Source organism: Nocardia inohanensis NBRC 100128, from assembly GCF_001612945.1.
GTDB classification, from domain to species: Bacteria; Actinomycetota; Actinomycetes; order Mycobacteriales; family Mycobacteriaceae; genus Nocardia; species Nocardia inohanensis.
Map to the genome: position 1 here is coordinate 671,878 of NZ_BDBK01000002.1, position 12,836 is coordinate 684,713.

At 65.8% G+C, this 12,836-nt stretch carries 12 protein-coding genes and 1 riboswitch; of the genes, 7 read left to right on the forward strand and 5 right to left on the reverse strand.

Annotated elements, in window-relative coordinates; all coding sequences use genetic code 11:
* Positions 1 to 116: 116 nt before the first annotated feature.
* Positions 117 to 830, forward strand: a complete 714-nt coding sequence (locus NI1_RS09405) for a hypothetical protein (protein WP_157535020.1) — start codon at positions 117 to 119, stop codon at positions 828 to 830.
* A gap of 48 nt (positions 831 to 878) precedes the next feature.
* The gene (locus NI1_RS09410) at positions 879 to 2,954 is read left to right on the forward strand and encodes a thioredoxin domain-containing protein (protein WP_067816923.1); all 2,076 of its coding nucleotides are present in this window, start codon (positions 879 to 881) and stop codon (positions 2,952 to 2,954) included.
* Between the two features lies 1 nt (position 2,955).
* On the opposite strand, the gene NI1_RS09415 is transcribed toward NI1_RS09410, so the two are convergent.
* The 3 genes from NI1_RS09415 to trhA all read right to left on the reverse strand — a co-directional run bounded on the left by NI1_RS09415 (position 2,956) and on the right by trhA (position 6,027).
* On the reverse strand, positions 2,956 to 3,423 hold the full coding sequence (locus NI1_RS09415; RefSeq protein WP_067816926.1) for a hypothetical protein: 468 nt from the start codon (positions 3,421 to 3,423) through the stop codon (positions 2,956 to 2,958).
* 206 nt (positions 3,424 to 3,629) lie between these two features.
* Positions 3,630 to 5,204 (reverse strand): adenylate/guanylate cyclase domain-containing protein, encoded by a 1,575-nt coding sequence (locus NI1_RS09420; RefSeq protein WP_245663143.1) that lies wholly within the window; start codon positions 5,202 to 5,204, stop codon positions 3,630 to 3,632.
* 127 nt (positions 5,205 to 5,331) lie between these two features.
* Complete coding sequence (gene trhA, locus NI1_RS09425) at positions 5,332 to 6,027, reverse strand: PAQR family membrane homeostasis protein TrhA (protein WP_369690131.1); 696 nt, start codon at positions 6,025 to 6,027, stop codon at positions 5,332 to 5,334.
* A 123-nt stretch (positions 6,028 to 6,150) separates the two neighbouring features.
* On the opposite strand from trhA, the gene NI1_RS09430 reads away from it, so the two are divergent.
* Entirely contained in the window at positions 6,151 to 6,930 is a 780-nt protein-coding gene (locus NI1_RS09430) for an isoprenyl transferase (protein ID WP_067816932.1), read from the forward strand.
* A gap of 132 nt (positions 6,931 to 7,062) precedes the next feature.
* On the forward strand, positions 7,063 to 7,638 hold the full coding sequence (locus NI1_RS09435; RefSeq protein ID WP_067816935.1) for a hypothetical protein: 576 nt from the start codon (positions 7,063 to 7,065) through the stop codon (positions 7,636 to 7,638).
* 45 nt (positions 7,639 to 7,683) lie between these two features.
* On the opposite strand, the gene coaA is transcribed toward NI1_RS09435, so the two are convergent.
* Positions 7,684 to 8,616, reverse strand: coding sequence for a type I pantothenate kinase (gene coaA, locus NI1_RS09440; RefSeq protein ID WP_067816938.1), 933 nt, complete (start codon positions 8,614 to 8,616; stop codon positions 7,684 to 7,686).
* Between the two features lie 281 nt (positions 8,617 to 8,897).
* Between coaA and NI1_RS09445 the strand changes: the two genes are divergently transcribed.
* Complete coding sequence (locus NI1_RS09445; RefSeq protein ID WP_067816941.1) at positions 8,898 to 10,094, forward strand: DUF885 domain-containing protein; 1,197 nt, start codon at positions 8,898 to 8,900, stop codon at positions 10,092 to 10,094.
* Positions 10,095 to 10,116: 22 nt separating this feature from the next.
* Positions 10,117 to 10,201, forward strand: a riboswitch (ZMP/ZTP riboswitch).
* Between the two features lie 101 nt (positions 10,202 to 10,302).
* Complete coding sequence (glyA, locus tag NI1_RS09450) at positions 10,303 to 11,595, forward strand: serine hydroxymethyltransferase (RefSeq protein ID WP_067818051.1); 1,293 nt, start codon at positions 10,303 to 10,305, stop codon at positions 11,593 to 11,595.
* 66 nt (positions 11,596 to 11,661) lie between these two features.
* Here the strand turns inward: glyA and NI1_RS09455 are convergent, their stop codons facing one another.
* Positions 11,662 to 12,534, reverse strand: coding sequence for a pirin family protein (locus tag NI1_RS09455; protein WP_067816944.1), 873 nt, complete (start codon positions 12,532 to 12,534; stop codon positions 11,662 to 11,664).
* Positions 12,535 to 12,673: 139 nt separating this feature from the next.
* On the opposite strand from NI1_RS09455, the gene NI1_RS37840 reads away from it, so the two are divergent.
* Positions 12,674 to 12,835, forward strand: a complete 162-nt coding sequence (locus NI1_RS37840; RefSeq protein WP_157535022.1) for a hypothetical protein — start codon at positions 12,674 to 12,676, stop codon at positions 12,833 to 12,835.
* Position 12,836 lies beyond the last annotated feature (1 nt).

Sequence of the window (12,836 nt, forward strand, 5' to 3'; positions counted from 1 at the left end):
AGGACCAAAGGCCCTGATCGGTGGGGCTGCGATGGTGGATATTGGATGCTCATGGGAGCATATGCGACCAATATTTTCTTACTTGAACGAAGAAGTTGATATTCTTGCTTGTCGACGTGGCAGAGAAGATGGACTCGGCAGACTCGACGTACGCCTCGGCCGACCTATTGATCAATATCGTTATATGGGCCGCCTTCGCCGTGTTGATCTATAAGATGGTGTGCTTGGCGCTGCCGCTTCGAGTCAATGCGGAGGCTACCGGCTTCGAGGGTTTCTGGAACCGGAAATGGCAGGTCAGTAGGGTGACAGGCCGGGTCTTTTGGTCGGACCCCAAAGCCATGGCCCAATTCGCTGTGGGCCGGCACCCCGATGGCACGCCGTACGCGCGGTCTCAGGTAGATGTCCGTGAGACCATTCGATTGCAGATGCTGGACGGCCGCCTTGATGATTTCCAGATAGTCAACTTCAATGTCAATCCAGGACGCGGCGATGTCCTCACCCTCTGCTATGCCCGGTGCGAAAAGAGGGGAGATACCATCGCTGTTCTGAATCATACGACCAATAGGCAATTCACAAACGAGGCCAGTTTGTTTCAACTCCTCGAGCCACACGGGGGTACGTATGTGGTGATCGGAAGCATTCTCCTGGCTTTCATCGGCGTGTTCACCGGCTGCATTCTCCTGATCCCCGGTTTCGCGCTCATGATCCTGTATTACAAGAGGAAGCAGCGTGTTCGACGAAACTTCGGACTGCCCGGTCGAGAATCCGGAATCGTGGCGCTCTGGGACCGGAGTGCGGCCGAGGCGGCGGCTCTGATGAGCACTCGATAGGGTTGAGGCGGGTGGAGCGCACTCTGTGTCCGCTCATACGGAAGGTTGATGGCCGTGAACCAACTAGCAAGTGCCACATCACCTTATCTCCGTCAGCACGCCGACAATCCGGTGGATTGGCGCGAGTGGAGCGCCTCGGCCCTCGCCGAGGCGGCGACGCGCGATGTGCCGATCCTGTTGTCGATCGGATACGCGTCCTGCCACTGGTGCCACGTGATGGCGCACGAGTCGTTCGAGGACGCGGATACCGCGAAGCTCATGAACGAGAACTTCGTGTGTATCAAGGTGGATCGGGAGGAACGGCCTGATCTGGACTCGGTGTATATGAGTGCGACCGTAGCCATGACGGGGCAGGGCGGGTGGCCGATGACCTGTTTCCTGACACCGGCGGGGGAGCCGTTTTATTGCGGGACCTATTACCCGAAGACGCCTCGGCACGGGATGCCTTCGTTCACGCAGTTGCTGACCGCGGTGGGGGAGACGTGGCGGAATCGGCGGGACGAGGTGGATCAGGCGGCGGGGCAGGTGGGGGAGGCGTTGCGGCAGCAGACGGCGGGGTTGCCGGAGAACGAGGTGGGGATCGGTGCGGAGTTGCTCGGGCATGCGGTGGCGGCGGTGTTGCGGGATATCGACCCGGAGCACGGGGGATTCGCCGGTGCGCCGAAGTTTCCGCCGTCGGCGTTGCTGGAGGGGTTGCTGCGGGATTATGAGCGGACGGGGAGCGGGGCCGTACTGAGCGCTGTCACCGATACCGCGGATGCCATGGCGCGAGGCGGGATTTATGACCAGTTGCGCGGGGGGTTTGCGCGGTATTCGGTCGATTCCGCTTGGGTGATACCGCATTTCGAGAAGATGCTCTACGACAATGCGCAGTTGTTGCGGGTTTACGCGCATTTGGCGCGGCGGCTGCCGGAGAACACCACGGCGCTGCGGGTGACCGAGGAGACGATCGGGTTCCTGCTGGACGACTTGTACACGGAGCAGGGGGCTTTCGCGTCGGCGCTCGATGCGGATACTCATCTGGAGCCGGGGCGTCCCGGGGTCGAAGGCGCCACCTATGTTTGGACTCCTGCGGAGCTCAACGGGGTGCTGGGTGCGATCGACGGGGCTTGGGCCGCAGAGTTTTTCGGGGTCACCACGGCCGGGACGTTCGAGCACGGGACTTCGGTGCTCACCCGCTACTCCGAGCCCGGCGTGAACGAGGTGCCGGCGCGTGAGACGGAAAGCGAACGGCTGGAACGGATCAAGGGATTGTTGCGGGAGGCCCGGGATCGGCGTCCGCAACCGGAGCGCGATGACAAGGTGGTGACGGCGTGGAACGGAATGGCCGTCACCGCGCTGGCCGAGGCGGGTATGGGGCATGCGCGGAACGAGTGGATCGAGGCCGCCGAACGGTGCGCGCGATTCCTGCTCGACGTGCACGTCACCGATGACCGGGTGATCCGCGCATCGCTCGGCGGGGCGCCCGGCACCGCTCCCGGCGTGCTGGAGGACTATGCCTGGCTCACAACGGGTCTGCTCACCCTCTACCAAGCCACCGGGAACACCGCCTGGCTCACCGACGCGCATCGGATTCTCGACGCGGCCATCGCCCACTTCGCGGATACGGCAGCTCCCGGCAGCTGGTTCGACACCGCGGACGACGCCGAAACCCTCCTCACCCGCCCCCGCGATCCGATGGACGGCGCGACCCCCGCCGGCGCCTCCGCCCTCGCCGAAGCCCTGCTCACCGCATCCGCTCTCAGCGACACCGACCGCGCCACCCGCTACCGTGAACTCGCCGACCTCACCCTCACCCGCGCCGCGATCCTGCTGGCGCGCGCCCCCCGATCGGCCGGTCAATGGCTCGCAGTCGCCGAAGCCGCACTCCGCGGCCCGATCCAGGTGGCGATCGCGACCGACGACGAGAAGGCCGCCGACAACCTGAAGAAAATCGCCCGAGCGGCGAGTCCCGGCGGCTCGGTAGTGATCTCCGGCCCCGCCGATTCGGCCCCGCTCCTGCGCGACCGCCCACCCGTCGGCGGCCGGCCCGCCGCCTACGTCTGCCGCGGCTCGGTCTGCGATCTCCCCGTCACCGACCCGGCCGAACTGCGCGACGCCCTGCTCCCGCCCCCACCGGCGTGAATCACACTCCGCGCCGGACGAATCGCCCGGCGCGCAGCATGGCGGGCACCGCCACCAGCACCGCAACGATATGAACGGTGCGGCACACCGCGATCAGCCAGGACGCCACCGTCCACCGCGCGAAGAGCTCGCCGGGTGCGTCCAGCACCGCGCCGATCGGTTCGATCAACAGCGACGCCAGCCCCAGCGTCCCCAGCCCGATCATGAGAGTGTTTCGAGCCCAACGGGATCCGTCTGCCATGCGATAGGCCAGCGCCAGCACGGCCAGATAGACGGTGGCGCGAATCATGAGCCCCGGCAGCAGATCCGCGATATCGGCGGCGGGATGGTCGAGGTAGCGGGCGGCTTGGAATACCGCTTCGCTCGTCCCGGCCGCCAAGGCGATGACGATCGCGCGGAAGGCTACCGAAAGTGCCGGTGCGGCAGGATTTTTCGGAGTCGGTGCGGTTCCGGTAGCTGTCACGCTCATAAAGGTCACTGTGCCCGCCGCGAACGTCGAACCGAATCAACCTGACGTAGGGGCCGGACCGGTACGCCGGGACTACCTCCGGCCCTGTGCATCGCTTAATTCATTGCCGCGCGCCGCAGCCGGTCCTACAGTCCCGGAATTGTGTTCACCTTGATAATTCCGCCGCCCTGTTCCACACTCTCGCAGGTCACGAAGGCCGTGCATGGCTAGCGATCGGCAGTCAGGCCGGCGGCGGGGTCCGGGGTTGCGCCCGGCGGCGTCGCGGCCGCGGGGGCGGTGCCGTTGCGGGGGACTGACAGCGGGCCGGGCGTGTCGGTCCAGCCCGGAGTGGGTTGTTTGCGACCGCGGAGGTGCAGGGTGTCGTGCAGCTGCCACTTATCGCGCTCGTAGGCGGAGGCGGCTTCGATGACGCACTGGGAGGCCAGGATTCGGCGGGGGACCTGTTTGGCTTCGGTGGTGAGGCGGGCGGCTTCGTTGACGGCGTCGCCGATGACGGTGAACTCGATGCGGGTGTCGGCGCCGACGTCGCCGGCGAAGACCAGGCCGCGGGCCAGGCCGATGCCGATGTCGAGTTCGCCGACTACGGCCACCTCGTCGCGGATGCGGCGGGCGGCGCGCAGGGCGGGAGTCGCGTTGTCGTCCAAGGCGATCGGCGCGCCGAAGATGCAGAGCGCGGCATCGCCTTCGAACTTGTTGACCAGGCCGTGATTGTCCTCGGTGGCGGCTACCACGATGGAGAGCAGGCGGTTGAGCTTGGCCACGAAATCGTGGGGGGCGAGTTCGGTGGAGAGGGCGACCGAGCCGGTGACGTCGACGAAGAGGGCGGTGACCACGCGTAGGTCGCCGGTGAGGTTGGCGCTGCCGGCGGTGAGGGCGCGCTCGGCCACCTCCGCGCCGACATGGCGGCCGAAGACGGTGCGCATGCGTTCGCGTTCACGCAGATTCGCGGCGAGTTCGTTGACCGAGTGCTCGAGCCGGCCGATCTCGCTGGTGCTGCCGATGGGGATGCTGACGTCGAGGTCACCGCGGGCGATGCGGTCCAGGGCATCGCGCAGGGTGTGCATGGGGGTGGCGACCGCGCGCGAGAGGGCGGCGGTGGCGACCGCGCCCGCGGACAAGCCGACCAAGGCCAGGTAGATGCCGGTGCGAATGCGCTCGTTGCCCGCCGAGGACGGATCGGCGAGCACCGTGATCAGCATGAACAGCGGCACCGCGCCCGCCACCGCGAAGGTGACCAGCACCCGCACCAGCACGGTGGAACTCCAATGCGAGGTGCCGTCGGTGACCTCGGCGACCACCGGAATGGTCGGCCGGATCAGGCGATCCACGATCAGATAGGTGATGCCGGCGGACTCCAGCCCGCCGAGCATGAACATCGACAGCACCACCGCGAAATCGTTCTGCGGGGTGGCGTGCGCGAAGACGGCCGCCGCGATGATCACGCCCGGCAGCCAGATGGCCAAGGCGCGCAGCGTGATCTCCATCGGCAGTTTGAGCAACCGCCGCGCCTCGGATTCGGTCGGCGGGCGGTGCTGATCCAGCCAGCCGAAGTAATGGGTGCGATCCCGCACGGCCAGCACGATGCCGATGCCCGCGCCCAGCGCCGGATAGATCGCCACCTCGATGAAGGTTTCCATCCACTCGTCGCCGAGCCGGGTGAAGAAGCCGACCAGCCAGAGTTCGGTGGTGATCACCGCGAGACCGCTGAGATTCGAAGCCATCACGACTGCGGATAGACCCCAACGCGCGCGCAGCGCCCAGAGGATGAGCCTGCTGATCACGTCGACCAGGTTGCGACTGTGGGGTCGGTCATAGCGTTGTTCGTGCCTCGGTGTCGTCCGTCTCTTTGTAAGCCGACTTTAGAGAAGTGAAGCCGCCGAGCGCACGTTTGCGGAAAAAGCTGTTGATCTAGGTGAGCAGCACCAGCCACACGGCGATGTAGTGGCACAGCGCCGCGACGACCGTTGCGGCATGGAAGAACTCGTGATGACCGAAGACCTCCGGCCACGGATCGGGCCAGCGGGAGGCGTAGAGAATGCCGCCCACGCTGTAAGCAATCCCACCCGCGAGCAGCAGCAGTACCGGTGTCCAGCCGACGTTTCCGATCAGCGTTCCGGCGACCGGCACGATGGCCCAGCCCAGCAGCAGATACAGCGGGACGCCGACCCAGCGAGGTGCGGTGGGCCACAGCATCTTCAGCGTGACGCCGGCGATCGCGCCGATCCAGACCGCGATCAGCAGCACGGTGCCGGGGGTTCCGCGCACGCCGAGCAAGGCGAACGGGGTGTAGCTGCCCGCGATGAACAGGAAGATCATCGAATGGTCCGCGCGCTTCATCCACATGCGCGCGCGATCGGTCTTCCAGTTCACCCGGTGATAGGTGGCGCTGACGCCGAACACCCCGCACACGGTCAGCCCGTAGGCGAGCGTGGCCCAGGTGGCGGTCGCGGAGATCGTGCTCGCCACCGCGACCAGAGCGATCACGCCGATCGCCGCCACACCCACGGCCCAGGCGTGAATGATTCCGCGCATGCGTGGCTTGAGTAATGCGAGTTCTTCCCGAACGGATTCGAGGGCGTCCGCCACGGGGGCGGAAGGCTGCACAGTGTCCGACACTTCTTACCTCCTCGGTAACCTACGGTACCGTAGGTTGGGGAGATCAGCACCGTTCAGGTCGACTGTCCCGGTAAGTCCGCCGCACAGGAACGGGGCGTAGGGTTGCGCGTTGTGAAGCTTGCGGTTCAGCTGCGGGGACTCCCTTATCGCATCTACGAGGCTCGGCTGTCGAAGCAGCTGGCCGGTCGACAGCACCCCAGGCACGTGGCCGTCATGTGTGACGGAAATCGCCGCTGGGCCAAGGAGAACGGGTTCGCCGATCTCAGCCACGGGCATCGGGTGGGGGCGCTCAAGATCGCCGAACTGGTCGGGTGGTGTGGCGAGGCCGGGATCGAGATGGTCACGCTCTACCTGCTCTCCACCGAGAACCTGAACCGCGATTCCGATGAGCTCCAGACCTTGTTCGAGGTCATCACCGACGTCGTCGACGAATTGTCCGCGCCGGAACAGGATTGGAGCGTGCGCATCGTCGGCGCGCTCGAGCAGCTGCCCGACGATATGGCGAGACGCCTGAGAGAGGCCGCCAAACGCACCGAAGGCCGCAATGGCGTGCACGTGAACGTGGCCATCGGCTACGGCGGTCGCCAGGAGATCACCGACGCGGTGCGCTCACTGGTTCGCCAGGAGATGGAGGCGGGGGAGAAGGGCGAGGACCTCGTCCAGGCCATTACCGTCGATGCCATCGGACAACATCTCTACACTTCCGGTCAGCCCGATCCCGATCTGGTGATCCGCACCTCCGGCGAACAGCGCCTCTCCGGATTCCTCTTGTGGCAGAGCGCCTATTCCGAGATCTGGTTCACCGAGGCCTACTGGCCCGAGTTCCGCCGCGTCGATTTCCTCCGGGCACTGCGCGATTACGCCGCCCGGCACCGCCGCTTCGGGGTGTAAGAGTTCCCATCTCCGGGATCTCGAATCCTCGCGACCGCGTCGCGAGGATTCGGCCACAAGGTGTGAACAATTCAGTTGCAGTGCAACGGCTTCCGTGTTCGCGGGATCGTCGCTCCCGTACCGTCGGATTGCATGAGTGAGCTGCGTGCCGTCGATGCTGCGTACATCACCTACGAGGAGTTCGGTCGCAGATTCCTCGAATATGCGGCGTCCACCGAACGGATACTCGGGGCATTCGAGAAACTCACCGGGGAGGCATTCGATTTCGGCCCGATAGGGCTGGGACCGGGCCGGATCGCGAAACTCTCCGCGACCGTGCGACTAGGTCAGCCGCGCTTGGATCGTGAAGTCGACCAGCACATTTCGTTCGATCTGGTGATTCCCCTGGATGTCGATCTGCTCATCGATCTGTCGGTCGACCGGTATCCCTTCCATGTGGACGGGACCATCCATCTGCATCTGACCGTGCGGACAGCAGAACCGCTGCGGGTCATCATCGAAATCGACGAGCCGCAGCCTTCCAACGTGCGCATCAATGTGGCGAGCGCGTCCCGGCGCGGAGAACTGCTGCGCATCCTGGCCAGCGTCGATATGGAGATCCGGCGGTTCGTCTCGAAATACATCGCCGCCGAGATCTGCAAACCGAACATCCAGGCCGCCACCGATATCGACGTCGCGGGCCGCCTGGATGCGGCGTGGAAGCTCTGAGGGCGCTGTAGTAAGGGGCAAACCCCCACACCCCCTTCTTTTCAACTAGAGCTTCCGCAACCGCAGCCGGTTGATGGTGTGGTCGGAATCCTTGCGCAGCACCAGCGTCGCGCGCGGGCGGGTGGGCAGAATGTTCTCCACCAGGTTGGGCCGGTTGGTGTTGTTCCAGATCTCCTTGGCCGCACTGGTCGCCTCGGAGTCGTTGAACTTGGCGTAGTGATGGAAATGCGAATTCGGATCGGCGAAGGCGGTTTTGCGCAGCGCCAGGAAGCGCTGCACGTACCAGTTCTCGATGTCCTCGATCCGGGCGTCCACATAGATGGAGAAGTCGAACAGGTCGCTGACCATCAGCCGGGGCCCGGTTTGCAGCACGTTCAGCCCCTCGACGATGAGAATGTCGGGCTGTCGCACGCAATGGAACTGCCCCGGCACGATGTCGTAGGCGATGTGCGAATACACCGGCGCGCACACCTCGGTCGCACCGGATTTCACCTCGGTGACGAAGCGCAGCAGCTTGCGGCGGTCGTAGGACTCCGGAAAGCCCTTGCGATGCATGATCCCGCGCCGGGTGAGTTCGGCTGTCGGGTAGAGGAATCCGTCGGTGGTGACCAGATCCACCCGGGGGTGATGGTCCCAGCGCGCCAGCAGCGCCTGGAGTACACGCGCGGTGGTGGACTTGCCGACCGCCACCGACCCCGCCACGCCGATGACGAACGGGACCTGGCGATCCGGATGGGTCTCCCCGAGGAAGGTCGCGGTGGCGGCGAAAAGCCGTTGCCGAGCGGCGACCTGAAGGTGGATGAGGCGAGCCAAGGGTAGGTAGACCTCGGCGACCTCTTCCAGGTCGATCTGTTCACCGAGTCCGCGCAGCCCGGTCAACTCTTCCTCGGTCAGTACGAGGGGAGTCGACTTGCGCAGCGTCCGCCACTGCTTGCGATCGAACTCGACATACGGACTGGGTTCACTCATCCGTGCCACTTACCCACGTCCTCGGGTCGGCGAACAACAGCCACGCATGACCGAATTGTGCTCGCGGGCAACAGGGCCATGAACACCAGGTGTGCCTACTGGCGAGTAACACGCGTGACTTGCGCCACCCTCAACTCTCGAAACTCTCAGGGGCTTCGCCCCCGCACCCCCTCGGGCTGGGGGTGCGGCTCCTCGAATGCGCTCCGAGCGGGAGCCGGACATCGCCCGGGGCCGGGCGGGGTCACGGGCATCGAGCCCGTCGGTGACCGTCATCCCATAGGGTCGGTGATATGGGAGCGCATCCACTCGTCACCGAATACCTGCGACTGGGACTCGCCTTCGACCGTTTGGAAGAAGGCTTCGTCGACGCCTATACCGGTGACCCGGCACTACGCCGCGAAGTGGAGAACGCGCCCGCTCCCGAACCGCGCGATTTGGCGAACAAGGCGGCCGCGCTGCGCAAGGAACTGCCCGAGGCCGGGTTGAGCAGTGAACGCGTCGAATTCCTGGACGCGCATCTGGTCGCGCTCGAATGCTCGGGCCGCAAGTTCGCCGGGGACGACATCAATTTCATCGACGAGGTGCGCGCCTACTTCGATGTGGATATCGCGCCCGGCGATGAAGAGGAGTACCGCGAGGCGCACCGGCAGTTGGACGAGGTGCTGCCGGGTGAGGGCCCGCTGCTGGATCGGGTGACCGCGCACCGGCGCAATGACGAACTGCCGGCCGAGCGATTGCACGAATGCGTGGACGCGTTCTCCAGCGCGCTGCGGGATCTGGTGCGGCAGCGCTATCCGCTGCCCGACACCGAGACCGTCGAATACGAAGTGGTGGGCGACAAGCCGTGGTCGGGCTTCAACTACTACCTGGGTGATTTCAAATCCAAGGTGGCCATCAACTCGGATCTGAAGCAGCACATGGCGCATCTGCCCGCCTTGATCGCGCACGAGGCGTACCCGGGGCATCACACCGAGCATTGCCGCAAGGAAGCCGGACTGGTCGCGGCGGGCCAGGACGAGCAGACCCTGTTCGTGGTCAACACCCCGCAGTGCCTGATGGCCGAGGGCCTGGCCGATCTGGCTTTGAAGTCGATCGTCGGACCCGGCTGGGGCAAATGGGCGCAGGAGATCTACGCCGATCTCGGCCTGCGCTTCGACGGTGAACGCGCCGAACGCATTTCGACCGCCTCGGCGAACCTGCTCAGCGTCCGCCAGGATGCCGCGCTGCTGCTGCACGATCAGCGCAAGGACGCCGACGAGGTCTCGGCCTTCCTGGAACGCTGGAGCCTGGTCACCCCGGAGCGTGCTCGCCAGTCGCTGCGCTTCCTGTCCTCGCCGCTGTGGCGCGCCTACATCTCCACCTATGTCGAGGGCTACCGGCTGCTCGGCGGCTGGCTCGACACCGCCGCCGACGCCGGCGAGCGTTCGGACCGATTCCGCCGCCTGCTCGACGAACCGCTGACCCCCGGCGCGATCCGCCGTATGTGACCCCGGCCAGGCCCGATAGGATGGGCGGCATCGCGACTGGCGCACTTTAGGTGGAAGCAACCACCGGGAAGCACCGATGTTCCGCACCGCGCGCCTGGGTGCTGGACAACCAGCCCCGGGGCGTACCCGGATCACGGAGGTTGCGATGCAAGACGACACACTGAACCCTCTGGCCGACACTCCGGCGACGGACAATAGACTCGGCCGCGTGACGCCGACGAACTCTGTGAATTCCCAGTCCCTCAACGAGCTCGATCCCGAGGTCGCTGCCGCGATGGGCGGGGAGCTCGCTCGCCAGCGCGACACCCTCGAGATGATCGCCTCGGAGAACTTCGTGCCGCGCGCGGTGCTCCAGGCACAGGGCAGCGTGCTCACCAACAAGTACGCCGAGGGCTACCCGGGCCGCCGCTACTACGGCGGTTGCGAGAACGTCGACATCGTCGAGGATCTGGCCCGCGCCCGCGTCACCGAGCTGTTCGGCGCGGATTACGCCAATGTGCAGCCGCATTCGGGTGCGCAGGCCAATGCCGCGGTGCTGCACGCGCTGATGACCCCGGGCGAGAAGCTGCTCGGCCTGGACCTCGCGCACGGCGGCCACCTGACTCACGGTATGCGGCTGAACTTCTCGGGCAAGCTGTACGAGGTGCACGCCTACGGGGTGTCCAAGGAAGACCATCGCGTCGATATGGACGAGGTGCGCAAGCTCGCCAAGGAATCCCGCCCGAAGGTGATCGTGGCCGGCTGGTCCGCCTACCCGCGACACCTGGATTTCGCGGCCTTCCGTGAGATCGCCGATGAGGTCGGCGCGTACCTGTGGGTCGATATGGCGCACTTCGCCGGTCTGGTCGCCGCCGGGCTGCACCCGTCGCCGGTGCCGCACGCGCACGTGGTCTCCTCCACCGTGCACAAGACCCTGGGCGGTCCCCGTTCCGGTCTGATCCTGGCCAAGGAGGAGTTCGCCAAGAAGCTGAACTCCGCGGTCTTCCCGGGTCAGCAGGGCGGCCCGCTCATGCACGCCATCGCCGCCAAGGCCGTGTCGTTCAAGATCGCCGGTTCGGCCGAGTTCAAGGAGCGCCAGGAGCGCACCCTCTCCGGCGCCAAGATCATCGCCGAGCGCCTCACCGCCGCCGACGCCAAGGAGAAGGGCATCACCGTCCTCACCGGCGGCACCGATGTGCACCTGGTGCTGGTCGACCTGCGCAACTCGCAGCTCGACGGTCAGCAGGGCGAGGATCTGCTGCACGAGATCGGAATCACCGTGAACCGCAATGCGGTTCCGTTCGACCCGCGCCCGCCGATGGTCACCTCCGGTCTGCGCATCGGCACCCCGGCGCTCGCCACCCGCGGCTTCGGCGATACCGAGTTCACCGAGGTCGCCGAGATCATCGCGGCCGCGCTGACCGGTTCCGCCGACCTGGATTCGCTGCGCCGCCGGGTTTCCAAGCTGGCGCAGGAGTTCCCGCTGTACGAGGGTCTCGAGGACTGGCGTCTGCTGGGCTGATCGCCCCTCGCGTAAAGCGAAGCCCGCCACGGCCTTCCGGTCGTGGCGGGCTTTGTTTTCATCCGATCAAAGGCGCGCGAGCCGCGGGATCGGCCCGAACTTGCCGCGCTGGAAGTCGAGGTAAGCCTGCTCGATCTCCGCGCGGCTGCTCATCACGAACGGCCCGCCGAAGACGATGGATTCCCGGATCGGCTTGCCGGAGAAGAGCATTACCGTGGTCCTGCGCTCCGGATCCGCGCCGATCAGCTCCAGGCTGGTGGGATCGGTGACCTTCATCGGATCCGACCACGCCACCTGGCCTTCGCTCACCGTCTTCCCGGCGATGGTGGCATTGCCCTCGATGACAAACGCGAACGCGCGATCCTCGGGCGAGAGCACCGGCGAATACGTGCTCCCGGGCTCCAGCGTCACCATGAGACCCGTGATGGGCCAATGGTTTTCGGCCGGACCGGTAACCTCACCGGCGGTGCCGGACACGACGCGCACCAGCACTCCCGGACCTTCGATGCTCGCCTGATCCGCCTGTCGCACATCCTGATACCGCGTCTCCACCATCCGCTTGTCGGTCGGCAGATTCAGCCACAGCTGCAAGGTGTGCGCATGCTCGTTCCGATAAGCCAGCTCCCGGTGAATGATCCCGCGCCCGGCCGTCATCCACTGAATGTCACCGGGCTCCAGCGCTCCCGCATGCCCGAGGCTGTCCCCGTGCTCCAGCACCCCGTCCAGCACCACGGTGACGGTCTCGACCCCACGATGCGGATGCCATTCGAAGCCGGGTTCGGAGAACCAGTCCTCGGCCATCAACAGGAACGGATCGGTCTTGGTCACGTCGTCGGGCGCGATGATCAGCGCGTTCTTGTCGACCTGCGTGGTCGGCCCACCCATGGCCTTGGTCCGGACGCGGTCGATGTGCCGCGCCACCGTGCCGGGTGTGGTCATACCTGCTCCTCTCGTCCGGCCCGGATGGCCCGGAAATTTAGGTGATGCGTCAACTAACGCATACCGGGGGAGGGGTATTCCCATTGCGCTGACCGGTCGAACTCCGGACGACTACGCTGCCGGATGATCGGAGGTGGCCATGACCATCAAGGTGCTGGACCTCGAGCTACGTCTCGGCATGGTGCGCGAGGTGTTCGAGTCCAGCGACGCCACGACCGTGCATCTGAAGGACGTGGGCTCGGGGCCGGGGGCCTTCCTGCCCTTCGTGCGCGCGGTGCTGACCGGGCTGCACGGCTCCTGAA

Excerpts from the sequence above, each read along its gene's own strand:
- NI1_RS09445 (WP_067816941.1), top strand. The coding sequence starts at position 8,898 with ATGGGAGCGCATCCACTCGTCACCGAATACCTGCGACTGGGACTCGCC.
- NI1_RS09410 (WP_067816923.1), top strand. The coding sequence starts at position 879 with ATGGCCGTGAACCAACTAGCAAGTGCCACATCACCTTATCTCCGTCAG.
- NI1_RS09415 (WP_067816926.1), bottom strand. The coding sequence starts at position 3,423 with ATGAGCGTGACAGCTACCGGAACCGCACCGACTCCGAAAAATCCTGCC.
- NI1_RS09435 (WP_067816935.1), top strand. The coding sequence starts at position 7,063 with ATGAGTGAGCTGCGTGCCGTCGATGCTGCGTACATCACCTACGAGGAG.
- NI1_RS09455 (WP_067816944.1), bottom strand. The coding sequence starts at position 12,534 with ATGACCACACCCGGCACGGTGGCGCGGCACATCGACCGCGTCCGGACC.
- NI1_RS37840 (WP_157535022.1), top strand. The coding sequence starts at position 12,674 with ATGACCATCAAGGTGCTGGACCTCGAGCTACGTCTCGGCATGGTGCGC.